Below are 21,933 nucleotides of genomic sequence, written 5' to 3'. Positions count from 1 at the left end.
GACTTCTCAGAGGTCGATGAAGGCGGATTCGGCATCGTTGCCGGGACACCGCCGCGCCCGCTCGGCCTCGGCTGCGCCAGCAGCCTCGTCCCCCACCTCACGCAGCATGATCGACCGGGCGATGTGGAAGGGGCGGCGGCCCTCCAGGCCCACCTCCTCCAGGGCTCGCAGACCGGCGCGAGGCCCCTCGCTGCGGGAGATCGCCACCGCCTCGGCGAGGGCGACCATCGGAGTCGGTTCGAGCCGGTGGAGCATCGCGTAGAGCACCCGGATCTGCTTCCAATCCGTGTCCGCGAAACTCGCGGCCTCCGCGTGGAGGGCAGCGATCGCGGCCTGGATCGTATAGCCGCCCGACCCCGGTTCTCCGGCGGCGCGGGTGACGAGGGAGAGCCCTTCGACGATGAGGGACGAATCCCACCGACTGCGCTCCTGCCGTGACAGCGGCACCGGCAGCCCCTCCGCGTCACTGCGCGTGGCCTGCCTGGCCTCGGTCAGCAGGAACAGAGCCAGCAGTCCTCTCACCTCGGTCTCTGCGGGCAGCAGATGAGCGAGCACCCGAGTCAGTCGGATCGCCTCGGTCGTCAGCTCCGGGCGCACGTGGGCCGGCCCCGCCGTCGCGACGTAGCCCTGCGTGTAGATGAGGTAGAGCACCCGCAGCACGGGCGGCAGTCGCTCGGGCAGCTCGTCGTCGGCGGGGCGGCGGAAGGGGATCCCGGTGACGCGGATGCGCTTCTTCGCCCGCACGAGGCGCTGCTGCATCGTCGTCGTGTCGACGAGGAATCCGGCGGCCACCTCGGCAGTGGACAGTCCGCCCAGGCAGCGGAGGATGAGAGCCACCTGCTCGCTCGTCTTCAGAGTCGGGTGCGAGCAGGTGAAGAACAGGTTCAGGCGCTCGTCGGGGATCCGGGCGGAGCCGAAGGACTCGACGAGTTCCTCGGAATGATCGCGGGCCTCGCCTGCGACCAGCTCGTCCTCGATTCGAAGGGTTGCCAGTCGCCTGGCCCGCACCGCATCCCCGCGGACGATGTCCAGGGCCCGGTTCTTCGCAACGGTGAGCAGCCAGGCGGCGGGATTGTCCGGGGTTCCGGCCTCCGGCCACCTCTCCATCGCCGCCACCATCGCATCGGAGAGGACGTCCTCGGCGAGGTCGAGGTCGTGGAAGCGGTGGGCGAGCACCGCCAGCAGGCGCGACCGGTCCTCTGCCCCGAGGCGGGAGAGGACGGCGGCGACTGCGGCGGTGTGCTCGCCGGGGCCTGTGGTCATCGGTTCGGACCGGCGTCGGTTCAGTACTCGGCGACGGGCCGGATCTCGATGTGACCGAATCGCGCTCCCGGGCTCCTCTTCGCCCAGGCGATGGCCTCGTCGATGTCGGCGACCTCGATGACATAGCTCCCGCCGACGAAGTCCCCCGTCTCGGCGAACGGGCCGGAGGTCACCAGCAGCTCCTCGGACTCCGAGTCCGCGCTCACTCTCACCGCGGTCTCGGGGCCCTCGAGGGCGAACCCGCCGACGACGACGCCCGCCTCGGTGATCTCCTGGTCGAACTTCATGAACTCGGCCGGATCGGGCCCTGACTGGTCACCGCATTCGGCATCCTGGTGGTCGCCCATGAGCAGCAGCACATACTTCATCGCTCTCCCCTTTCGAAGGAGATCTCGGGCCGGGCGGAAGTGCCCGACATCGATATGACGGACGAGCACCGCCGACATCGACAGGTGAGCCGCAGAATTCTCGCGAGCAGCCGTGCGCTGCCAAGAACCTCCCGGTCGCCGCAGCCTCAGAGGTGACGGTGCAGCTTCCTCGACGCTTCGGTCAGGGAGCCGCTCACGGACGGGTAGACGACGAAGGAGGCCGAGAGCTGATCGACGGTCAGGCGGTTCTCGACAGCCATGGTGATGGGGAGGATGAGCTCGCTGGCGCGCGGGCCGACGACGACACCGCCGAGGATGGAGCCCGAGCCGCGGCGGGCGAAGATCTTGACGAACCCGTCCTTGATGCCGAGCATCTTGGCTCTGGGGTTCGTGTCCAGGGGAAGCATCACGGTGTCGATGTCGGTGGGGTTGTCGCGGTAGTCGCTCTGGGTGAAGCCGACGGTCGCGATCTCCGGGGCGGTGAACACATTCGAGGCGACGTTGCGCAGCTTGAGCGGCTGGACCGCGTCCCCGAGTGCGTGCGACATGGCGATCCGGCCCTGCATCGCGGCCACCGAGGCCAGGGGCAGCACGCCGGTGCAGTCACCGGCAGCGTAGATCCCCGGACGGGAGGTGCGCGAGACGCCGTCGACGGCGATGTGCCCCGATTCGCTGACCTTGACCCCTGCCGCCTCGAGCCCGAGGTCGGTCGTGTTGGGGATCGATCCGACCGCCATCAGGCAGTGCGAGCCCTCGACCCGACGCCCGTCGGCCAGGGTCACGAGCACTCCGGAATCGGTGCGTTCGACCGACTGCGCCCGCGACCGGGAGAGGACGTTCATGCCCTTGTTGCGGAAGACGAATTCGAGGACGTCCGCCGCGTCCTCGTCCTGCCCCGGGAGGACCTTGTCACGCGACGACACGAGTGTCACCTTCACGCCCAGCGCCCGGTACGCCGAGGCGAACTCCGCACCCGTGACACCGGATCCGACGACGATGAGGTGCTGGGGCAGGGTGTCGAGGTCGTAGAGCTGAGTCCAGCTCAAGATCCGCTCACCGTCGGGCTGGGCGCTGGGCAGCTCGCGCGGATGGGCGCCGACGGCCAGCAGGATCGTCGAGGCCTCCAGTTCGTATTCGGTGCCGCCTGCCTCGACGACTGTGACCCGATCCCGGTCGGCCAGGGTCGCCCGGCCCTTGATGACCTTGACCCCGGCCCGGACCAAGCCCTCGTAGACGTGTGTCGCCTGGGCGTCGGCGAGGTTCATGATGCGCTTGTTGACCGCCTTGAGGTCGGCGCTGACCGTGCCGCCCTCATCGTCTGCCTCGTCCACTCCGGCGATGCGGATGCCGAGCTTGTACGACCCCGAGATCTCATCCATCATCTCGGCGGTGGCGATGAGGGACTTCGACGGCACCACGTCGGTGACGACGGCAGCGCCGCCGCACCTGTTGGCCTCGATGAGCATGACGTCTGCGCCCAATTGAGCGGCGACCAGGGCGGCTTCATAGCCTCCAGGGCCTCCACCGATGATGATGACTCGACCTGCAGCGGATTCGAATTGTGTGTTCACGGGGCAATTCTCTCAAATCTCGGGTCGCGGGCGCGAATGGCGCGCGAATGGGGTCAGCGGGCACGAACGGGGTCAGCGGGCGCGAATGGGGTCAGGGGGCGGGGACGATCTCTGCGGTGTCCCTGTGCAGGGCGGAGATCCGCAGGTAGGACTGTGCGTTCTCCCGCACCTTCTCCACCCCCTCGGCAGTCATCTCCCGTCGCACCTTCGCGGGGACCCCGGCAACCAACGACCGACGTGGGATCTCAGTGCCCTCGAGCACGATCGCCCCGGCGGCGACGAGCGACTCCGAACCGACGTGGGCGCCGTTGAGGACGGTCGCATGCATGCCGATGAGAACATCGTCGTCGACCGTCGCCCCGTGAACGAGAGCCTGGTGGCCGATCGACACCCGCGCCCCAATGGTCACGGGACGACCCTCGTCGGTGTGCATCACGGTGTTGTCCTGGACGTTCGAGTCCTCGCCGATCGTGATCGGCGCGGATTCCGCTCTGAGCACGCACCCATAGAAGACGCTGGCACCGGCCTTGACATGGACGTTGCCGACGAGGGTGGCTCCGGCGGCGATGAACGCCCCCGGCTCGATCCGAGGTGTGTGTCCGGCCACGCTGATGATGCGCGCCTGCGGTTGATCCTCAGTGGTCATGAGCCCTCCGTCGGGTCGTCTCCTGCCCGCCGCCACGAGTGTGGCGGCGCTGGTCACCGTCAGTCTATCCGCCGTCTCACCATGACGGATGCGGCACGAGTCGATTTGCGTTCGATGGTCCTGTAGCAGGAGAATGGGCGATTTATTTGTCAGACATTTCACACTGCCACACCCTTGTGCCCCCATGACGCTTGTGTGAACCTTGACTGAGAGAGTTGCGCCGGCCATTGCTGCGCACCGAGTTCATCTTCACCACCGTCGAAAGGTCACCATGGATTGGCGACACCGTGCCGCATGCCTCAACGAGGATCCGGAACTGTTCTTCCCCATCGGAAACACCGGTCCGGCACTTCTCCAGATCGAAGAGGCCAAGACCGTCTGTCGCCGTTGTGAAGTTGCAGAGACATGCCTGCAGTGGGCCCTCGAATCCGGCCAGGACGCCGGTGTCTGGGGCGGACTGAGCGAAGACGAGCGCCGCGCACTCAAGCGTCGTGCCGCTCGTGCCCGTCGGGCCGGCTGAGCGCCACCCCCACGACATCTCAGACCCGGCCGGTCGCGCAGATCACCAACTGCGCAACCGAGCCGGGTTTCGTCGTCCGGCCCGCTGAGCGGCGCACTTCGCGAACCGACCGAGCTGCTCACCTCGGCGAACCGCCTGCTCAGTCGTAGGTGTCCGCCCGCAGCGGAACGTCGAGGACCGCTTCGGTCCCGCCACCCTCACGTTCGCGCCATTGGATCGACCCGGCCAGGTCGGCCGACACCAGGGTGCGCACGATCTGAGTGCCCAGACCGTTCCCCGGACTCTGGGACTCCCCGAGCCCGACACCGTCATCGGCGATCGTCACCCGCAGGTGGTCGCCGTTGCGCTCCGGAGTCACCCATACGTGGCCGTTGAGGGTCTCCCCCGGGGCGAGGTTCGACTGCTCCGAGACGGGGAACCCGTGCTCGATCGCGTTCGTGATCAGCTCCGTGATCGCCAGCGCCAGAGACGTCGCATCCGCCGAGGAGATGGTGCCGAAGCTGCCGCAGCGCTTGAGCGTGATCTGCACCAAGGGACTGGTCAGCTCGGGCGTCAGGCGCAGCCCTTTGTCGACGACCTCGTCGAAGTCCACCTCGGACTCCACACCTTGGCTGAGCACGTCGTGGACGACAGCGATGATCGAGACCCGCCGCATCGCCTCCGACAGGGCGGCTTTGGCCGCCGGTTCGTCGATGCGCCGGGTCTGCAGACGCAGCAGCGCCGACACCGTCTGCAGGTTGTTCTTCACCCGGTGATGCATCTCCTTGATCATCGCATCCCGCGACTGGAGCTCCCGTTGCCGGCGGCGCATCTCGGACACGTCCCGCGCGAGCACGATGGCACCGGTCCTCGCCCCGTGGTCGGTCAGCGGAATCGCGCGCAGGGACACACTCATCCGCCCCACCTCGAGCTCCGTGCGCCACGGGGCACGACCGGTGAGCACCAGCGGCAGGGTCTCGTCGACCTGACGGAGGTCGTCGGTGAGGCTCGAGACCACCTCGGCGAGGTAGGCCCCCTCGATCGCCCCTGCATGCCCCAGCCGGTGGACCAGGGACAATGCGTTCGGGGACGCATACGTCACGTGTGAGTCCCGATCCAGGAGCAGGATCCCGTCACCCACCCGCGGGTCGCCGTGGCGGGCACCGGTGGGGGCGTCCCGATCGGGGAACGCCCCCTGGGCGATCATCTGCAGCAGCGACATCGCCGCCTGGCGGTAGAACCGCTCCAGCCGGGACGATCCGCGGCGGCGGACCTCTTCCGAATACCGCACCATGATCGCAATGGTCTCGCCGTGCCGGACCAGGGGCACGGCCTCGGCGGTCACTGCGGTGTCCTCGGTGGCGGCGTTGACCCCCATGCACTTGGCCTCCGCGACCTCGGTGACCAGACCGTCGGCGTGCATGGCGGCGGTGAGAAGCTCACGTTCGAGACCGGTGGCCCGGGCTCCGAGGAGATCGCGGTTGAACACACTCGCCCCGGTCGTGGGACGAGTGTGCGCGACCACGGTGTAGGTCCCGCCCGTCGAGGGCACCCACAGGACAAGGTCGGCGAAGGACAGGTCGGCGATCAGCTGCCAGTCCCCCACCAGCAGGTGGATGTACTCGACATCCGATTCGTCGGTGATGCCTTCCGCGGCGAGGAGCTCCCCGAGCATCAGGCGCTGTGCTCGGATTCCCAGTCCGACGACCGCACCACTCCGCGCATCATGCGCAGCAGCACGGACAGAGGCGCCTGGGTCACGGTCTCGAGGCCGAGGACGGTCTCGATCGTCTCGAGCACCCGGGCCGCGACGGTCTCGTTGCGGTCGAGCCATTCGAGCAGACGCTGATCGGCCCGCTCCTCCGGGGTCCCTGAGACCGGGGACCGGGTGGCCGAGAGCACCGAGCCGGCGACGGACAGGATCGCAGAGTAGAAGTCGTCACGCAGAGAACCGCGGGCCAGAGCCGACCACCGGTCACTGCGGTCGAGACCGCCGATGAGGCTGAGCATCTGCGAGCCGGAGAACTTGTCGTTGACGGCGTAGTACACCTCGGCGACGTCCTCAGCGGATTCACTCGACCGCGAGGCCAGCTGCGCGACGTCGAGGAGCGCGAACTCGTCGAGCAGCGCAGCGGCGCGCCAAGCGAGATCCGAGGGCACACCTTCGGTGATGTACTCCTCGGCCTTGGCTGACATCACCGCCGAGTCGTAGCCGCGCACCAGCTCAGGAACCCGAGCGCGCAGGGCTTTGACGACCCGTCCGTACTTCTCGATGCCCGAATCGACGTCGAGGGTGTCCGGCGCCTGCTGCACCAGCCAGCGGGAGGATCGGTCGAGCAGACGCACATAGTCGTGCTGGAGCTTGACCTGGACATCGGTGGGCACGACGTTGTCGAGGGCGCACACCGAGTCGAAGAACTCGTCGAGGTCGAAGATCTCGGACACGACGACGAACACCCTCGCGATCTGCGGAACCGAGGCCGGGGTCTCCTCGAGCATCCGGTAGATGTAGGTCAGACCTCCACGGTCGACCATCCGGTTGACGAGCTTCGTCGTCGCGATCTCCCTGTGCAGGGGATGTTCGGGAATGAGATCCCCGTACTCGGAGACCAGGGCGTCCGGGAAGTAGGACACAGCGACCCGCTTCATCCAGTCCTCGTCGGGAACCTCACTGCTGAGGATCTCGTCGGCGGCGTGCATCTTCGCGTAGGCCAGCAGCACGGCCAGCTCCGGCGAGACGTAGTACGGGTAGTCCCGCTGCGCGAGTTCGTCGGGGCCGGGCAGGAATTCGACCGCCCGGTCGAGCTCGGCGTGCCTCTCCAGGTAGGTGAGCATGCGACCGTAGGTGCCGGACATCGACCGCGTCTGCGCGCGGGCCTCGCCGAGGACGACGTTCTGGGCGTAGTTGTTGGCCAGCACGCTGTTCGCCACCTCGTCGGTGAACGACAGGAGCACCTTCTCCCGGTCGGCCGCCTCGAAGACGCCCTTCTGCAGCAGGGTCCGCAGCAGCAGTTTGATGTTGACCTCGTGGTCGGAGCTGTCGACGCCGGCGGAGTTGTCGACGGCATCCGTGTTGATCGCGACGCCGTGCAGCGCGGCCTCGACGCGGCCCAGCTGAGTCACGCCGAGGTTGCCGCCCTCACCGACGACCCGGCAGCGGACCTCACGGCCGTCGATGCGGATCGAGTCGTTGGCCTTGTCGCCGACGTCGCCGTGGGTTTCGTCGCTCGACTTGATGTACGTGCCGATGCCGCCGTTGTAGAGCAGGTCGACGGGAGCTTTGAGGATCTCGGACATCAGCTGCGCGGGACTGCGCTTGCCGGCGGCCACTCCGAGCACCTCGGCGGCCTCGGGACTGAGGTCGATCGATTTCGCCGACCGCGGGAAGACTCCGCCTCCGGCCGAGATCAGTTCGCGGTCGTAGTCCTGCCAGCTCGAGCGCGGCAGGTCGAAGAGACGCTGACGCTCGACGTAGCTGCGGGCGGCGTCGGGGTTGGGGTCGAGGAAGATGTCGCGGTGGTCGAAGGCGGCGACGAGGCGGATGTGCTCGCTGCGCAGCATGCCATTGCCGAACACGTCGCCGCTCATGTCACCGATGCCGACGACGGTGAAGTCGTCCTCTGCGGTGTTGAGGCCGAGCTCGCGGAAGTGCCTCTCCACAGACTTCCACGCTCCGCGCGAGGTGATGGCCATCTTCTTGTGGTCGTACCCGACGGAGCCGCCAGAGGCGAAGGCATCGCCGAGCCAGAATCCGCGGCGCTCGGCGATCGCATTGGCGACGTCCGAGAAGCGGGCGGTCCCCTTGTCGGCGGCGACGACGAGGTAGTAGTCGTCTCCGTCGTGACGGACAACCCTCTCGGGGTGGACGACCTGCTGGACGCCGCCCGAGTAGACGAGGTTGTCGGAGACCTCGAGCAGGCTTTCGATGAACACCTCGTAGGCGGCCTGGCCGGCGGCCATCCATGCATCGCGGTCCGTCATCGGGGGCAGCTGCTTCGGGAAGAAGCCGCCCTTGGCACCCGTGGGCACGATGAGCGCGTTCTTGACCATCTGGGCCTTGACGAGTCCGAGCACCTCGGTGCGGAAGTCGTCGCGACGGTCCGACCAGCGCAGTCCGCCGCGAGCCACCGTGCCGAAGCGCAGGTGCACGCCCTCGACCTGCGGCGAATAGACCCACATCTCCAGGGCGGGCTTGGGCTTGGGGACGAAGCTGAGCTCCGTAGGGCGGATCTTGAGCACGAGCGCGGTCGGCAGGTCGCCGGACTCGTCGATGTAGTAGTTCGTCCGCACGGTGGCGCGGAGCAGTTCGAGCGAGGAGCGCAGCACTCGGTCGGCGTCGAGGCTGGCCACCTCGGTCAGCGTCGATTCGATTGACTCGTTGAGTTCCTCCATCTTCGCCTCACGCGTCGAATCGTCGACCGCGGGGTCGAACTTCGCGGTGAAGTAGTCGACGAGCAGGCCCGAGATCACCGGATTGGCGCTGTAGACCTCGCCGACGTAGGCGTCGGAGTAGGTGAAGCCGGCCTGGCGCAGGTACTTGCCGAGCGCACGGATGATCGTCACGTGCTTCCAGTCGAGGCCGGAGACGACGAGGCGGTCGAAGACGCCTGCCTCCTTCTTGCCCTCCCAGCCGGCCATGAAGGCCGCGGCGATCCGCTCGTAGTCGGCATCGTCGAGGTCTTCGTCGAACTTGAGCCCGAAGTCGTAGATGTAGCGGTGGCTGCCGTCGGGCATGTCGAGTTCGTGCGGCCGCTCGTCGAGGACCGTGGCGCCGAATGCGGTGAGGAACGGAAGCACCCCGGACAGCCCGATGCGGTCGCGACGGTACAGGGCCAACCGCACCGAGGCGTTGTCGTCGGCAGCGGGCTGGTAAAGGTGGACGGAGGGGCCGCGGCCCGATTCCAGGGCCTCGAACCGCTCCACGTCGGCGACCGCATCGGCCGGAGTGTGGTGTTCCTTGTAGCTGGGAGGGAACGCCTTCGACCAGGTGTTGGCCCGGGCGATGGAGTTGCCAGTGTCCCACCTCTCGGTCGGGGCGAGGAAGGCGTGGACGTCCTCGGACCAGGAGCGCACGGCGCCGACGATCCGGTTCTTCACGGCGTCCTCGTCGATCTCGGGCAGCGCACCCGAGTGGGAGACGCGGGCGACGAAGTGGATGCGGGCCAGCGCGGATTCGGAGAGCAGCACATCGAAATCGACGCTCTGGGCATGGTAGAAGTCGCGCAGCACCTCCTGGACCCGGACTCGGGCACCCGTGTCGTAGAGGTCGCGGGGCAGATAAAGGATGACCGAGACGAAGCGCTGGTAGGGATCGCGGCGGATGAACACGCGGGTCTGGCGACGCTCCTGCATGTCGACGATCTGCATGACGATGTCGAAGATCGCCTCGGTGCTGTCGTGCATGAGGTCATCGCGCGGGTAGGTCTCGAGGATCCCGAGGAGCTCGTTGGCCGAGTGGGACCCGGAGGGGTACCCGCTGGCGGAGAGGATCTTGCGGACCTTGCGGTTGATGATGGGGATGTTGAGGACGCTGTCGTTGTAGAACTCAGGCTTGAAGAGGCCGACGAAGCGGCGCTCACCGACGATCCGTCCGGATTCGTCGAACGTCTTGACGCCGATGTAGTCCATGTAGGAACCGCGGATGACCCGGGACCGGGAGTTCGCCTTCGTCAGCACGAGCACGTGCGGCTCGAGCGCCTTCGCTGCCACGGCCGAGTTCAGCTGGGACTTCGTCAGCGGGCGCAGGGCGGAGATGCCCAACGAGGTGTGCTCGAGAGGTTCGAGTTCGCTGTGGCCATCGGTCTGGGAGTAGTCGTATTCGCGGTAGCCGAGGAACGTGAAGTGCCCGTCGAGCCAGGTGAGCAGCTCGGCGGCGGATTCGGCCTCACCGGCGAGCTCGGGTCGCGGCGGCTTCGCCTGGAGTTCGGCGGCGATCTCGCGGGCCTTGTCGGCCATCGCACGGGCATCGCCGGCGGCGGCGCTGACGTAGGAGAGCACGCTGCGCAGCCGCTCCTCGAGGTCGCCGAACTCCGCCTCGGGAATGCGATCGATCTCGATCCGGATCCACGACTGCTGCTCGGGCATGTCCGTGGCGGGCGTCTCCGTCATCTCACTCACCAACGGGAGGCCGGCGGTGTCCGCGGAGACGGCGGGCGCCTCGGCGCGGGAGAGGACCGTCAGCTGCGATCCGTGCCCGTCGACGGCGAGAATCGGATGGTGGACCAGGCGGATCGCGTGGCCTGCGGTTGCCAGATCGCTGACGATCGAGGCGACGAGGTGCGGCATGTCGGCCAGGACCATCGCGATGACGGTGTGATTGCCGAGGAACTCCGGGGAGTCGACCGGCGGGTTGCAGATCTCGATGACAGGCGCCGTGCCGTCGTTCTCGAGTCCGAGGGCGTAGTGGTGAGCCGCCGCGGCGGCCATCGCCTGCGGTGCGGTCTCGGGAGCGCCCGGGTCAAAACGCGGAAAGTACGATTCGATGAAGTTCTCCGGGGCCGCCTGCCCCTTGAGCTTCCTCCACTCTTCTGCAATCTCCGAATACGAGACCTGAGACACCTTGCCACCTCTACGATCAATGCACAGTTGAGAATGCGATCCGGGTCAGAATCGCCACGACCAACACTATGCTCAAACGCCGGGAAAGGCACGCCGGACGGACCTCTGCCGCGGTCGCCGCACCGGCTGGCAGACTGGAGGCATGCGAACTCTGACTCTGCACCGCGAGACGTCACTCGACCGCTCAGCCTTCCTGGCCCGACTCTCCGACGCCGCGCTCTGGGACTCGCTCGGATCCCGAGCCCGGCTCGAACGCCTCGACGCCGACACCAGGGTCGAGGTGACGACTCCGATGTCGGCCTCGGACCTGCCCGAGGCGCTGGCGTCGCGTTTGCCGAGCAGCGCCGAGCTGGTCGAGGTCTACATTCTGCCCGGCGACATCGTCGGCGCATCGACGGAGGTCCGGATGACCGCTCATGCGGCGGGCGTTCCCGTCGAGATCGATGCGCTCATCACCCTCATCGACAGGGACGCAAGCGGGACGGGAGCGGGCACCGCCGTGGATGTGCGAGCGGAGATCAGCTCCTCGGTCCCGCTCTTCGGCTCAATGATCGAGTCTGCCGTCGCTCCCGTGCTCGAGAAGAAGCTGGGTCAGCGACTGGCGACGTTCGCGGCATAGCCGCTGGGGACGCGGCCGGAGCAGATCGGCCCGGACGGCTAGGGCCGGAGCAGATCGGGCAGTTCCGTGACGTCGTACCAGAGCAGATCCGAGTCGCCGAGGTGGTCCTCCGCAGCCTCGAGACCCTCGGCTTCGGCCACGGCCACCGCACGCTCCCAGACATCGGGCTCGTCGACGTGGATGCTCACCATGGCGCTGGGGTCGAGCCTCTCGAGGCGGACGAGTTCGAATCCTTCGATGAGCATCTCCCGCGGGCACGTCTCCGGCGCGTCGAAGGCAACCACGGCACGCGGGGAGGGTGGCGCTGATCCATCGCGACCCTCCAGCGCCTCCGTGGCGGCGAGTGCCGCGGCGATGCACAGGGCGTCGAACTCCTTCGCCTCCCCCTCTTCGCCGCGCAATCCGCGGGCCTCGGCGTCGGGAGCAACGGCATAGCCGGAGTCGACCGCCGTCTCGAGCGCGGACAGGGTCGTCGGGATGTAGCAGCGGATGGCCATGCCCCCCATCCTAAGACTTCGCCGCGCTAGGACTTCGCCGCGCCGAACCCCCGCAGTCTCCGTCGAGCGCTCCTGCCGGCACCCCGCCGACCGCTGTCGGGCGTGCCGGGGTGTCTGCGTGAGCGGGTGCGCGCCGGGACCAGCTCCTCAACCGCCTCGGCGAATTCTCGGCTCAGCTGCGACCTCGGGTTCGCCTCGTGCAGGGTCAGTCCGGCGAGCATCGCCGCGTCGAGTCCCGACCGGTCGTCGCTGAAGACGAAGTCGGGCGCAGCACTGAGGAATCGCGTCAGCACTTCCCGGATCCGGTCCTCGGCACGGTGCCCCACGGCTCCTGCCCTGACCTTCGTGATGGCAAGGCGCGACTTCTCCCTGATCCGCTCGGCCCGCTCGGTGCCGAGCAGCCTGACCAGTCGCTGCAGTCCGATCGGGTCACCGGCGGCGAGGACGAGCACGGTGTCCGCCGCGTCCAGGGCCGCCCGGGTGGCGCAGTGCCGATCGTAGAACGGATCGGCGAACTCGTCGTCGGGGTCGCAGCGGTCGGAGACATCGACGATGACGAGGTCGTACATCGTCGCCAGCCGGTTCAGGACCGCGGTCAGGGTCCCCGCGCGCACCTCCGGCCATCTGTCGGCGCGGGTCAGCCCGGTGACCGCGTGAAGGTCCGCGGAGATGACCGCGTGCGGAACATCTTCGACGTCCACCGGCGGGTTCTTCTCGGCCTCCCGTCGGCACAGACTCGCCAGGTGGGACGACTCCTCGGTCAGCCCCAGGCTGGTCGCGACCATCGCCGAGACAGTGTCGGCGTCGACGATGACGGTCCGGTGTCCCTGTCTGGCGGCGTGGTCGCCGAGGTTGACGGCGGTGGCGGTCCGGCCGGGGGACGATCCTGTCCCCCACACCGTGAGGATCCTTCCGGCTCCGCGCTCGGGGCCCGGCGGACGGCTCGGCCGGGGTGGGACCAGAGTCGAGTGCAGGACCTCGTCGAGGCCGGCACGCATCGTCGCCGAGTCCGCTGTCGAGGCGATGCTGCGCGTCACGCCGAGCGATCCGAGGGCGTCCGCGTCGTTGCCGAATCCGAGGACCTTGGTCCCGGTGGCCGTGATCGCAGCGACGACATCGGCATCGAGGCCCGGGAAGTACTGGCCGACGACGGCGACGTCGGCACCGCCCGTCCGCGCGTGGGCGAGCAGCTCGACGTCGTCCGCGGGCCGGGCGACGGTGGTCACGTCCTCGATTTCGCTGAGAAGTTCGAACAGGATGAGGTCGAGTTCGAAGTCGACAGCCAGGACCACCTGCGTCATCGCCGGGTCCCTGTCGAGTCCCCGGGTGCTCCGACGACCGAGAGGATGCTGTTGCCGTCGAGCACCGTGAGCAGTCCGGCGAGCTCGTCGATCGGGACGAAGACTTCGATCCGCGCCCCATCGCCGACCCCGAAGCTCCCTGTCTCCCGGGTGATGTCAGCCACCGGCGCAGATGTCACGATCTGCGTCGGCTCCGCCTCGACCTCATCGAGGCCGTTCGATTCGGGCACAGCCCACACGTCGACAAGGCTTCCGGTGTCGACCCCGGACGGAACCGACCCGGCGACGTCGATCGCCACCGTCCGGCCCGAGAGCTCGGGCAGAGGCACCAGCACCGAGGCGGCGAGCAGCTCACCCGGCGCGACGACGCTGCGCACGCTCGAGTCGGGCGGAAGCGGGGAATCGGCCGAGACGTAGCGGTCCCCGACGTCCGCCAGGTTCACCTCGGCGACGACCAGGTCGTCGGAGCCGACTTCCTGACCGGGCACCAGGGAGGACGCACTGGCCCAGACCCTCGTCGTGGATGTCGCCGCCTCGATGAGGAGGTAGGTCGCGATGACGGCGAGGACGACCAGGACCGCTCCGATGAGCAGACGGGCATCGGTCCAGCGCGGGCGGCGGAAACGTTTCGAGAGCTCCATTGCATCCCCTGAATCCTCAAGTTTCCTCTGACGGAAACCGTGTAGTAGTGATAGTATTGAGCATCAAATGAGGTCAAAGCAATGCTTTTGGCAAAAATCAGATCACCGGTGACAGAGAAAGGCTTCTCATGGTTGTCGAAAACCGCTTCCTGCCACTCACCGATGTGGCCGACCTGCTCAACGTCTCGATCGCCCAGGCCCGGGCTCTGGTGCGCACCGGCGACCTCCGCGCCATCAAAGTGGGCGGACGCGGGCAGTGGCGGGTCGAGAAGTCCGAGATCGAGGCGTACATCCAGCGCATGTACGAACGGACCGAGCACGAGATCAAGTCCGGCTCCATCGACGACTGACGGCTCGCTCGCGTTCATGCGAACGGGTTGATCCGCGCCGACACGAGTGCGATCGCGTGGTGGGGAATGATCCTCCCGGCGATCTCGAGGTAGTCCGAGGCCACCATCTCGGCGTGCCCGCGGATCGTGCCGCCCTCGCCGGTGAGCACGATGGTCAGCTCCTCCCTCGCCGCGCTCAGCCGCCGCAGCGCCGAGCCCATGCCCAAGCGCTCGAGACCTCCGACCTCCCTCTGATGCCGTCGCGCGCGTGTTCTCGCCTCGACGACGCTGGACAGGGAGACCACGACGGTCTCGATCCCCGTCACCACGAGAATCCCCGCGCCGAGGAAGTCGGCGGTGCCGGCGACCTCGCGCCCGGCCACCCTGAGTTGGACGGGGTGGCCGAGGCTCCCACGCAGCCGCTCGACGAGGGTCCGCTCAGCAGCCTGCGCCGCCAGCTCCTCCGCCAACTCACCCCGTCTGGCGTGCACCTCCTGTGAGCTGTGCATAGCCTCGAGGTCCGAGAGCAGCGCGTTGATCCGGTCATCCATAGAGTGAAGCCTGCCCCAGCCCGAAGTCGCTGACAAGACACTTCTCTGTCAGATGTCGGCAGTGTTCAGTTCCGTTCAGAATTATCTATTGACATCAAACGCGACCGGAATGCATAGTTGGTGAACTAACCCAACGAAGGGCAGTCAACGTGTATTTACTGATCGCTTGTGCGTCGTCATGGCTGGTACTCCTCGGCGGGTATGCCGTCGCGTGGACACGACTGAGCGCCCCGTGGACGACTGCGGATCTGCTCGTGCTCATCCTCGCCGGAACCGCAGCGCTGGCCTTCACCCGGATCGGTCTGGTCTCGCTCTTCTCCCTGTCCCTGCGCCTGCTCCCGCATGGCCGACTGCGCCGGCGGCTGAGCGCGATGCTCCTGCGCTTCGGCCCGCTGCTGCTGCGCTCCAGCGTCGCCGCCGTGGTCTCGGCGGGACTGGTGGCCCAGGCCGGGCACGCCCTGCCGCACCCCTCGACCGCGGCGGCGTCGCTGACCTCGGAGCCATACTGGTCCTCCGCTGCCTCGCCGCCCGATCCCGGATGGCCGACCACCCCGGCGGAGGCCGCGAATGAGGAGGACGAGAGGACTGCGCCGGCAAAGACAGAGGAGTCCGGGGACACGGAACCCGACCCACCTCTGGATCCCGCCTGGCCGACCGAGCCTCCTAGAAGTGGAGACACCGGTGGACACTCCGACGGCGGCGAGGACAGCGCAGAGCGGGACAGCGGCGACGAGGACAGCGCAGAGCGGGATGCGGATGGAGGTACTGCCGAGGGCCCTGCCGCGGGTCGTGCGGAGGGTCCTGTCGACGGTCCTGTCGACGGTCCTGCCGCTGCGGGAACCTACACTGTCCGGTCCGGTGACTCCCTGTGGTCGATCGCGCTCGCGCACGCCGAGGACAGTTCGACCGCGGCTGCGCTGGTCCGCGAGATCCACGCCGACAATCGGGACACGATCGGCCCAGACCCGAATCTCATCATGCCCGGACAACGATTGGAGATCCAGCCATGACCGCCCCTTTGGTCCTCACCCGCCCGCGTGCGGCCGAACCTCCGCGGCCGATCGGCCGGAGGGCGCAGGCTCCCGCAGTGGCGCCGGGCGACGGCGACGATGCCCGGATCGCCGCCACCGCCAAATCCCTGGCCGTGGCCTGCCTGGAGGTGTTCGCCGGAGTCAGGCGCAGCGATTCCATCGCCCGATGGGTCGACCGCGAGCTGCTGGAGAAGATCGACCAGCGTGCCCGACTGCGTGCGGAGCTGGCACCCGTGAAGCCGATGGGCGATCTCGGAACCCGCCGGAGGGTGCAGGCCGGCAGCGCCAGGGTCTGCCGGATCGACGAAACGGTCGCCGAGGTGGCGGTCGTCGTCCGCACCCACAACCGCTTCCGGGCGGTGGCAGTCCGCTTGGAACTGCTCACCACCCGGTGGACGATGACTGCGCTGCAGACGATGTAGCGGTGCCGCGCATCGCGGTTCTACCGAACGGCGGATCAGCCGAACGATCGGATCAGCGCTTGACCTTCTTCTTCTGACGGCGCTGGGCGCGGTTGGCAGCCTGCGGCTCCTCGACCTCGTCCTCGTCCTCGTCGCTTGCGCTCGCACCGTCGACCGACGGCGCCGTGAGCTGCATCTTCGGGGTGGTGTGCCGCAGTTCGGCGGCATCCACTTCGACGTTGGAGTCGTCTCCGTTGCCGGCATGAGTGTTGACGGTGACCTGCAGGGTGTTGGTCAGGCGGACGACGTCCTCCTTGATCCCATCCTGCATGGTCTTGAACATCTCGTAGCCTTCTCGCTGGTACTCCACCAGCGGGTCCCTCTGGGCCATCGCCCGCAGACCGATGCCGTTCTTCAGGTAGTCCATCTCATAGAGGTGTTCGCGCCAGCGCTTGTCGATCACGGACAGCACGACCCGGCGCTCGAGCTCGCGGGTGCCTTCCTCCCCGAGCTCCTCTTCGCGGCGACGGTAGAAGAGGTCGATGTCGGCCTGGACCTCCTGATTGAGGCGGTTCTTGGTCAGTTTGCCCAGTCCGCCGAGCTCCTCGGCGAGGTCCTCCTCGGTGATCGACGGGGTGTAGATCTTGCCGAGCGCTTCGAACAGCTCGTCGATCTTCCATTCCTCGACGGGACCCGTCGTGGCTTCGGACACGTAGGCATCGATGACCTCTTCGCGGAACTTCGCCACCTGCTCGGCGAGGTCCTCGCCGTCGAGGACCTTGCGGCGCTCGGTGTAGATGACGGTGCGCTGACGGTTGAGGACGTCATCGTACTTGAGGACGTTCTTGCGCTGTTCGGCGTTGCGCTGCTCGATCTGGGTCTGCGCCGAGAGGATCGCCCGGGTGACCATCTTCGATTCGAGCGGGACGTCGTCGGGGACGTTGGCGGTGGCCATGATGCGCTCGGCCGCGCCCGAACCGAACAGGCGCATGAGGTCATCGGTCAGTGACAGGTAGAACCTGCTCTCACCGGGGTCGCCCTGACGTCCGGAGCGACCGCGCAGCTGATTGTCGATGCGCCTCGACTCGTGGCGTTCGGTTCCCAGCACATAGAGTCCGCCCAGCTCGGTGACTTCCTCCGCTTCGGACTTGACCCTCTCCTCGGCGGCGCGGAGCACGTCCTGCCACTGTGCTTCGTACTCCTCCGGATTGTCGTGAGGGTCGAGTCCGCGCTTCTCCATCTCGCTCACGGCGATGAACTCGGCGTTGCCGCCGAGCATGATGTCGGTACCGCGGCCGGCCATGTTCGTGGCCACGGTGACCGCACCCTTCCGGCCTGCCAGGGCGACGATCGAGGCCTCCCGGGCGTGGTTCTTCGCGTTGAGCACCTCGTGGCGGACTCCGCGCTTGGCGAGGTGCTTCGAGAGGTACTCGCTCTTCTCGACGCTGGTGGTGCCGACGAGGATCGGCTGCCCGAGCTCATGGCGTTCGACGATGTCGTCGACGACGGCTTCGAACTTCGCGACTTCGTTCTTGTAGACGAAGTCGGGCTGATCGATGCGCTGCATCGGCTTGTTCGTCGGGATCGGGACCACGCCGAGCTTGTAGGTTGACATGAATTCGGCCGCCTCGGTCTCGGCGGTTCCGGTCATTCCCGACAGCTTCTCGTAGAGGCGGAAGTAGTTCTGCAAGGTGATCGTCGCCAGCGTCTGGTTCTCCGCCTGGACCTTGACGTTCTCCTTGGCCTCGATGGCCTGGTGGAGCCCTTCGTTGTACCGGCGACCCTTGAGCACGCGACCGGTGTGCTCGTCGACGATGAGGACCTCGCCGTCGAGGAGGACATAGTCCTTGTCCCGCTTGAACAGCTCCTTGGCGCGGATCGCGTTGTTGAGGAAGCTGATCAGCGGGGTGTTCTCGGCGTCGTAGAGGTTGCCGATTCCGAGGTAGTCCTCAACCCTTTCGATTCCGGGCTCGAGGACTCCGACGGTGCGCTTCTTCTCATCGACCTCGTAGTCGCGGTCGGGCTTGAGTCGTTTGACGACCTTCGCGAACTCCTCGTACCACCGGTTGGCGTCGCCCTCGGCGGGTCCGGAGATGATGAGCGGGGTGCGGGCCTCGTCGATGAGGATCGAGTCGACCTCATCGACGACGGCGAAGTGGTGGCCGCGCTGGACGAGCTCTTCGGCCGACCAGGCCATGTTGTCGCGCAGGTAGTCGAAGCCGAATTCGTTGTTCGTCCCATAGGTGATGTCAGCGGCGTACTGCCTGCGCCGGTTGTCCGAGGACATGTTGGCCAGGATGCAGCCGGTCTCCATGCCGAGGAACCGGAACACGCGTCCCATCAGGTCGGACTGGTAGGTCGCCAGGTAGTCGTTGACGGTGATGATGTGAACGCCGTTGCCGGTCAGCGCGTTGAGGTAGGCCGGCAGCGTCGCCACCAGGGTCTTGCCCTCACCGGTCTTCATCTCCGCGATGTTGCCGAGGTGGAGTGCGGCGCCGCCCATCAGCTGCACATCGAAGTGGCGCATGCCCAGCGTCCGACTCGCGGCTTCACGGACGGTGGCGAAGGCTTCGGGAAGCAGCGAGTCCAGCGTCTCGCCGTCCTCATAGCGCTGCTTGAAGCGATCGGTTTCCTCCCGCAGCTCAGCATCCGTCATGGCGCTGAACTCCTCGGACAGCTGGTTGATCGCGTCCGTGTAACGGCGGAGCTTCTTCAGCGTGCGACCTTCACCGGTCCGCAGAAGCTTCTCGAGGAAATTAGCCACTTCTCTCCTAAATGGCTCTTCGTGAGCCTGACGACAACTCGAATGACTGTATAGTCCCTAGCTTAACGGCAGGTGAGTGCCTTCCACGTCCAGCGCCTGAGCGCCCAGCCAGTTGCCCATCAGTCGGAGTTCTGCGATCAGCTCGTCCCAGTGCTCCTCCCCCGGCTCCCAGGTGATCCGGTGGGCGCGCAGCGTCTTCGCACGGGCGTCCCGGTGCAGATCGACGCGGGCGACCAGCCTGTCGCCGAGGAGGAACGGCAGCACGTAGTAGCCGTGCACGCGTCTGGCCGCCGGGGTGTAGATCTCGATCCGGTAGTGGAAGTCGAAGAGCCATTCGATTCTGGGCCGGTGGAAGACCAGCGGATCGAACGGCGCCAGCAGCGCTCGAGCGCTCACCTGGCGTGGGGCCCTGGCCGCATGCCATTTGAATGCCCTGGTCCCTTCGACGTCGACTTCGCTCAGCTCACCGGCGTCGAGCAGAGCGGAGATCGCCTCCTCGGTGGGTCTGCGCTGCTGGCGGAAGTAATCGGCGAGGCAGTCGGCGCGGGCGATTCCCAGCGCGCGGGCCGCGACCCGGGTCAGTTCGAGGACGTTGTTCGTGGTTCCCGAGACCCCGCGCACGCGAGCGGCGTCGGCGGAGTCGATGCCCAATCGCGGATCGTCTGCGGTGCCATACGTCAGTGTCGGCTGTGGGAGGACGGGGCTGACGTCGCGGGGCAGGGCGTAGATCCGCTCGAAATGGTCGTTGCGCGCCGCGGAGCTGATCACGCCCGCGGCGAAGAGGGACTCGAGCGCCAGTTTGACCTGGCTCGGATTCCAGCCCCAGTGACCGCGATTGCGTTCGGTAATCCCGTGGTCGACGACCTCGGCGGCTGCGCGGGCTGACATCGGCCCGGACTCCAGCGCCTCGAGGAGCGAGCGCTGCAGCGCCCGGAACGCGGGCCCGGTCTCGGGGTGCCGCTGTCCGAAGTCGCCCCGCCACCATTCCGTTCGGGTGCGTTCGAAGTGGTGCAGGGTCTCGGGCGGAACGTAGGCCGCGGCATGTGCCCAGTACTCGACGCCCATCCGCGGGTCCTCGTGGAGGAGCCGGTCGAGGGTTGGACGCGGGTACGGCCCCAGCCGTGAGAAGAAGGGAAGGTAGTGGGAGCGGACGACCCGGGCGACCGAATCGATCTGGACCAGACCCATCGTCGCGAACGCCGCCTTCAGGTGCCGGGCGGTGACCGAACCCGGACGTGGGCGATCCAAGCCTGTCGCAGCGATCGCCGTCCGTCGCGCCGCCGCCAGTGACATCTTCCTCATGTGAAGAAGACTAAGCCACACCCCGGACATGGGCATCGGCCCGGGCTGGGCCACACCCCGGACATGGGAATCGCCGAGGTGGATGTTCGACACATCCACCTCGGCGATCGCGCCGGCCCCGGTCGGTCCCGGGTCAGCGGAAGTCAGTCAAGAGCGGCCTCGAGCTCGTGGTCGAGGGCGATGACTCCGTAGCTCCAGCCCTTGCGCCGGTAGACCACGGATGGTTTGGCAGATTCTTCGTCGATGAACAGGTAGAAGTCGTGCCCGACGAGCTCCATCCGGTTGAGCGCCTCCTCGATTCCCATCGGCGCGGCGGCGAAGGTCTTCTCGCGGAGGACGATCGGGGAATCTCCCTCGGCCTTGATCCGGCCGTTCGTCTGATCGTTTGCCGGCGCTTCCGCCTCTGTTGGGGCGGAGTCCTCGATGGTCGATTCGCTGACCGGCACCTTCGCCAGCGCCTCGGCGGTGGATTCCTTTCGGTGCCGTCCCGCCCGGGGGACCTTGTTGCGGTCGCGGGCTCGGCGCAGTCGTTCGACGAGCTTCGCCCACGCCAGGTCGAGTGCCGCGTACTTGTCGCTCGCCATGGCCTCCGCCCGGATCACCGGGCCCTTCGCCACCACGGTCAGTTCGACTCGCTCACTGGTCTCGGGCTGCCGAGTGTTCTTCTCGTGGGCGACGAGAACCTCGACTCTCTGAGCTCGAGGAGCGAGCTGCTCGACCTTGGCGATCTTGTCCTCAATGTGGGCGCGAAAGCTGTCGGAGATGGTCAGTTGACGTCCTTTGACAACAATGTCCATGATGCGTCCTTAGCGGCTCGTCCGTCGGATGAATCCGATCCCATTCCCTTGGATGGGTAGTCACCGTTATACAGTAAAGGGAGAGACAAATCGAGTGCCTCCCCGGCCGAGTCCGATAACAGCGGCTATAGCGGGTCTGATCTGCACCGATGCCAGAATTCTTGCGCTTTCTGCCAGGGTTGCTCCGGTCGTCGCGAAGTCGTCGACGAGGATCGAGATATGCGCTTCGGCAATCGCGGTCCGTCCCAGCGCATTCACCTGCCCGGCGTCGATGAGCTGTGTTCCCCAGGCGTTCTCCTCCCGTGCGCGAGCCCCCAGCCCGACCTGGTCGCGGCGCCTGTGCGACCGCAGCACATCGGCGACCTGGAGCGACAGCTCGGGAGCCAGTGCGGCCGCGCGACGGGCCAGAGCCGCGGTGTGGGAACCGCCTCGGCGGCGCCGTGCCCGCTGCGAACTGGGTGCGGGGATGACGAGGACCGGACCGGACGAACAGTGAGTCATCTCCAAGGCGGCTGTGATGGAACGTGCAAGACCCAGCGCCAGCGGGTCGAGGATGTCGCGTCGGCCGTTGTCCTTGAAGTTGACCACCATGTGTGACAGGTGCGAAGTGTACTCGGCGATCCCGACGACCGGGATGGTCCCGTAGCGGGGTTCCATGGCGCGCGGGATTCCGCCGAGGAGGTGCAGGCAGGCCGTGCACAGGGAGACGTTCTCCCTCCCGCAGCCGGCGCACCGGCGGGGCAGGAAGAGCTCTGAGAACTCGGTCAGCAGACCCATGGAGGACTCGCCCCGGTG

The 21,933-nt window shown here is 67.2% G+C and carries 19 protein-coding genes; 5 read left to right on the top strand and 14 right to left on the bottom strand.

What is annotated here, in order from left to right:
* Window positions 1-6: 6 nt before the first annotated feature.
* The 4 genes from RIT73_RS12980 to RIT73_RS12965 all read right to left on the bottom strand — a co-directional run bounded on the left by RIT73_RS12980 (window position 7) and on the right by RIT73_RS12965 (window position 3,848).
* Complete coding sequence (locus tag RIT73_RS12980; RefSeq protein ID WP_309132498.1) at window positions 7-1,263, bottom strand: DUF6596 domain-containing protein; 1,257 nt, start codon at window positions 1,261-1,263, stop codon at window positions 7-9.
* A gap of 20 nt (window positions 1,264-1,283) precedes the next feature.
* Window positions 1,284-1,631, bottom strand: a complete 348-nt coding sequence (locus tag RIT73_RS12975; RefSeq protein ID WP_309132497.1) for a YciI family protein — start codon at window positions 1,629-1,631, stop codon at window positions 1,284-1,286.
* A 146-nt stretch (window positions 1,632-1,777) separates the two neighbouring features.
* Complete coding sequence (locus RIT73_RS12970; RefSeq protein ID WP_309132496.1) at window positions 1,778-3,202, bottom strand: NAD(P)H-quinone dehydrogenase; 1,425 nt, start codon at window positions 3,200-3,202, stop codon at window positions 1,778-1,780.
* A gap of 91 nt (window positions 3,203-3,293) precedes the next feature.
* Window positions 3,294-3,848, bottom strand: coding sequence for a gamma carbonic anhydrase family protein (locus RIT73_RS12965; protein WP_309132495.1), 555 nt, complete (start codon window positions 3,846-3,848; stop codon window positions 3,294-3,296).
* A gap of 271 nt (window positions 3,849-4,119) precedes the next feature.
* Between RIT73_RS12965 and RIT73_RS12960 the strand changes: the two genes are divergently transcribed.
* Window positions 4,120-4,368, top strand: coding sequence for a WhiB family transcriptional regulator (locus RIT73_RS12960; protein ID WP_009374875.1), 249 nt, complete (start codon window positions 4,120-4,122; stop codon window positions 4,366-4,368).
* A gap of 139 nt (window positions 4,369-4,507) precedes the next feature.
* On the opposite strand, the gene RIT73_RS12955 is transcribed toward RIT73_RS12960, so the two are convergent.
* Both RIT73_RS12955 and RIT73_RS12950 read right to left on the bottom strand, forming a co-directional pair.
* Window positions 4,508-6,022: a histidine kinase N-terminal domain-containing protein gene (locus tag RIT73_RS12955; protein WP_309132494.1), complete on the bottom strand. Its 1,515-nt coding sequence runs from the start codon at window positions 6,020-6,022 to the stop codon at window positions 4,508-4,510.
* The gene (locus RIT73_RS12950; protein WP_309132493.1) at window positions 6,022-10,905 is read right to left on the bottom strand and encodes an NAD-glutamate dehydrogenase; all 4,884 of its coding nucleotides are present in this window, start codon (window positions 10,903-10,905) and stop codon (window positions 6,022-6,024) included. Before RIT73_RS12950 ends, RIT73_RS12955 begins: the two co-directional genes overlap by 1 nt.
* A 142-nt stretch (window positions 10,906-11,047) precedes the next feature.
* On the opposite strand from RIT73_RS12950, the gene RIT73_RS12945 reads away from it, so the two are divergent.
* Window positions 11,048-11,524: a DUF2505 domain-containing protein gene (locus RIT73_RS12945; protein ID WP_309132492.1), complete on the top strand. Its 477-nt coding sequence runs from the start codon at window positions 11,048-11,050 to the stop codon at window positions 11,522-11,524.
* A 38-nt stretch (window positions 11,525-11,562) separates the two neighbouring features.
* Here the strand turns inward: RIT73_RS12945 and RIT73_RS12940 are convergent, their stop codons facing one another.
* Genes RIT73_RS12940 through RIT73_RS12930 form a run of 3 tightly spaced genes read right to left on the bottom strand, consistent with a single transcriptional unit; the run spans window position 11,563 to window position 13,963 of the window.
* On the bottom strand, window positions 11,563-12,021 hold the full coding sequence (locus tag RIT73_RS12940; RefSeq protein ID WP_309132491.1) for a DUF6912 family protein: 459 nt from the start codon (window positions 12,019-12,021) through the stop codon (window positions 11,563-11,565).
* A gap of 26 nt (window positions 12,022-12,047) precedes the next feature.
* Window positions 12,048-13,322 carry a DNA-binding response regulator gene (locus RIT73_RS12935; protein WP_309132490.1) on the bottom strand — a complete coding sequence of 425 codons (1,275 nt, stop codon included), beginning with the start codon at window positions 13,320-13,322 and terminating at the stop codon, window positions 12,048-12,050.
* Window positions 13,319-13,963, bottom strand: coding sequence for a hypothetical protein (locus RIT73_RS12930; RefSeq protein ID WP_309132489.1), 645 nt, complete (start codon window positions 13,961-13,963; stop codon window positions 13,319-13,321). The genes RIT73_RS12935 and RIT73_RS12930 overlap by 4 nt, the downstream gene beginning before the upstream one ends.
* 128 nt (window positions 13,964-14,091) lie before the next feature.
* On the opposite strand from RIT73_RS12930, the gene RIT73_RS12925 reads away from it, so the two are divergent.
* Entirely contained in the window at window positions 14,092-14,313 is a 222-nt protein-coding gene (locus RIT73_RS12925; protein WP_113903293.1) for a helix-turn-helix domain-containing protein, read from the top strand.
* 14 nt (window positions 14,314-14,327) lie between these two features.
* On the opposite strand, the gene RIT73_RS12920 is transcribed toward RIT73_RS12925, so the two are convergent.
* On the bottom strand, window positions 14,328-14,843 hold the full coding sequence (locus tag RIT73_RS12920) for a hypothetical protein (RefSeq protein ID WP_309132488.1): 516 nt from the start codon (window positions 14,841-14,843) through the stop codon (window positions 14,328-14,330).
* A gap of 149 nt (window positions 14,844-14,992) precedes the next feature.
* Between RIT73_RS12920 and RIT73_RS12915 the strand changes: the two genes are divergently transcribed.
* Window positions 14,993-15,853, top strand: a complete 861-nt coding sequence (locus RIT73_RS12915; RefSeq protein WP_309132487.1) for a LysM peptidoglycan-binding domain-containing protein — start codon at window positions 14,993-14,995, stop codon at window positions 15,851-15,853.
* A complete protein-coding gene (locus RIT73_RS12910; RefSeq protein ID WP_309132486.1) occupies window positions 15,850-16,296 on the top strand; it encodes an Rv3235 family protein in 447 nt (148 codons plus the stop codon). The genes RIT73_RS12915 and RIT73_RS12910 overlap by 4 nt, the downstream gene beginning before the upstream one ends.
* A 52-nt stretch (window positions 16,297-16,348) precedes the next feature.
* Here the strand turns inward: RIT73_RS12910 and secA are convergent, their stop codons facing one another.
* The 4 genes from secA to RIT73_RS12890 all read right to left on the bottom strand — a co-directional run bounded on the left by secA (window position 16,349) and on the right by RIT73_RS12890 (window position 21,915).
* Window positions 16,349-19,039 carry a preprotein translocase subunit SecA gene (gene secA / locus RIT73_RS12905; protein WP_309132485.1) on the bottom strand — a complete coding sequence of 897 codons (2,691 nt, stop codon included), beginning with the start codon at window positions 19,037-19,039 and terminating at the stop codon, window positions 16,349-16,351.
* Window positions 19,040-19,096: 57 nt separating this feature from the next.
* Window positions 19,097-20,341 (bottom strand): DNA glycosylase AlkZ-like family protein, encoded by a 1,245-nt coding sequence (locus RIT73_RS12900; RefSeq protein WP_309132484.1) that lies wholly within the window; start codon window positions 20,339-20,341, stop codon window positions 19,097-19,099.
* A 143-nt stretch (window positions 20,342-20,484) separates the two neighbouring features.
* Window positions 20,485-21,138 (bottom strand): ribosome hibernation-promoting factor, HPF/YfiA family, encoded by a 654-nt coding sequence (gene hpf, locus RIT73_RS12895; RefSeq protein ID WP_309132483.1) that lies wholly within the window; start codon window positions 21,136-21,138, stop codon window positions 20,485-20,487.
* A 66-nt stretch (window positions 21,139-21,204) separates the two neighbouring features.
* A complete protein-coding gene (locus tag RIT73_RS12890) occupies window positions 21,205-21,915 on the bottom strand; it encodes a ComF family protein (protein WP_309132482.1) in 711 nt (236 codons plus the stop codon).
* Window positions 21,916-21,933 lie beyond the last annotated feature (18 nt).

Origin of the sequence: Brevibacterium sp., assembly GCF_031179145.1 — a bacterium.
Classification (GTDB): domain Bacteria; phylum Actinomycetota; class Actinomycetes; order Actinomycetales; family Brevibacteriaceae; genus Brevibacterium.
The sequence above is the reverse complement of the archived record's forward strand: the minus strand, read 5'-3'. Positions and strand labels throughout refer to the sequence as shown.

Coding starts and splice junctions, on each gene's coding strand:
- RIT73_RS12925 (WP_113903293.1), top strand. CDS start 14,092: ATGGTTGTCGAAAACCGCTTCCTGCCACTCACCGATGTGGCCGACCTG.
- RIT73_RS12940 (WP_309132491.1), bottom strand. CDS start 12,021: ATGGCCATCCGCTGCTACATCCCGACGACCCTGTCCGCGCTCGAGACG.
- RIT73_RS12975 (WP_309132497.1), bottom strand. CDS start 1,631: ATGAAGTATGTGCTGCTGCTCATGGGCGACCACCAGGATGCCGAATGC.
- RIT73_RS12980 (WP_309132498.1), bottom strand. CDS start 1,263: ATGACCACAGGCCCCGGCGAGCACACCGCCGCAGTCGCCGCCGTCCTC.
- RIT73_RS12960 (WP_009374875.1), top strand. CDS start 4,120: ATGGATTGGCGACACCGTGCCGCATGCCTCAACGAGGATCCGGAACTG.
- hpf (WP_309132483.1), bottom strand. CDS start 21,138: ATGGACATTGTTGTCAAAGGACGTCAACTGACCATCTCCGACAGCTTT.
- RIT73_RS12910 (WP_309132486.1), top strand. CDS start 15,850: ATGACCGCCCCTTTGGTCCTCACCCGCCCGCGTGCGGCCGAACCTCCG.
- RIT73_RS12930 (WP_309132489.1), bottom strand. CDS start 13,963: ATGGAGCTCTCGAAACGTTTCCGCCGCCCGCGCTGGACCGATGCCCGT.
- RIT73_RS12945 (WP_309132492.1), top strand. CDS start 11,048: ATGCGAACTCTGACTCTGCACCGCGAGACGTCACTCGACCGCTCAGCC.
- RIT73_RS12935 (WP_309132490.1), bottom strand. CDS start 13,322: ATGACGCAGGTGGTCCTGGCTGTCGACTTCGAACTCGACCTCATCCTG.
- RIT73_RS12890 (WP_309132482.1), bottom strand. CDS start 21,915: ATGGGTCTGCTGACCGAGTTCTCAGAGCTCTTCCTGCCCCGCCGGTGC.
- RIT73_RS12900 (WP_309132484.1), bottom strand. CDS start 20,341: ATGAGGAAGATGTCACTGGCGGCGGCGCGACGGACGGCGATCGCTGCG.
- RIT73_RS12965 (WP_309132495.1), bottom strand. CDS start 3,848: ATGACCACTGAGGATCAACCGCAGGCGCGCATCATCAGCGTGGCCGGA.
- RIT73_RS12920 (WP_309132488.1), bottom strand. CDS start 14,843: ATGGATGACCGGATCAACGCGCTGCTCTCGGACCTCGAGGCTATGCAC.
- RIT73_RS12955 (WP_309132494.1), bottom strand. CDS start 6,022: ATGCTCGGGGAGCTCCTCGCCGCGGAAGGCATCACCGACGAATCGGAT.